This is a genomic window from Pseudomonas sp. MWU349, from assembly GCF_017947325.1.
GTDB classification, from domain to species: Bacteria; Pseudomonadota; Gammaproteobacteria; order Pseudomonadales; family Pseudomonadaceae; genus Aquipseudomonas; species Aquipseudomonas protegens.
On the sequence record NZ_JAFEVP010000022.1, the window covers coordinates 1 to 445 of the forward strand.

Annotated in this window: 1 protein-coding gene; it reads right to left on the reverse strand. The window is 60.7% G+C overall.

Annotation, left to right across the window (positions count from 1 at the left end; translation table 11 throughout):
* A partial coding sequence (locus KCG88_RS30810; protein WP_210713765.1) for an immunoglobulin-like domain-containing protein occupies positions 1 to 445 on the reverse strand: 445 nt, incomplete at both ends.

Sequence of the window (445 nt, forward strand, 5' to 3'; positions counted from 1 at the left end):
GGACAGAGTGACCACGACCGGCGAACCGGTCACTGGCGCAGTCACGGAGGCGGTGTAAACCACAGTGCCGCCTTCGGCGACGTTAGGGGTAGCCGTCAGCGAAACAGTGCTGGTGTCGATGGTATCGGTGACATCAGTCACCGCTGGAGTCGGGTTGGTCTCCAGGTTCTCGAAGTTACCGCCTTCGGCTTTAGTGATGGTGACTTCGACTTTACCGGCATCCTTGTAGACATCATCTGCCGGTGCCGCGACAGTGGTGGTGCCGGTAGTGGCGCCTGCAGCGATGGTGATCACGGCACCGTTACTCAAGGTCACGGTGACTGGAGTACCAGCGGCATTGGTCAGGGTGGCGGTGTAGACGATGGAGCCACCCTCGGCCACGGTATCGGTGGCGGTCACACTCAGGGTCGTTGTATCCGGAGTATCGGTAACCGAGGTCTCGGCA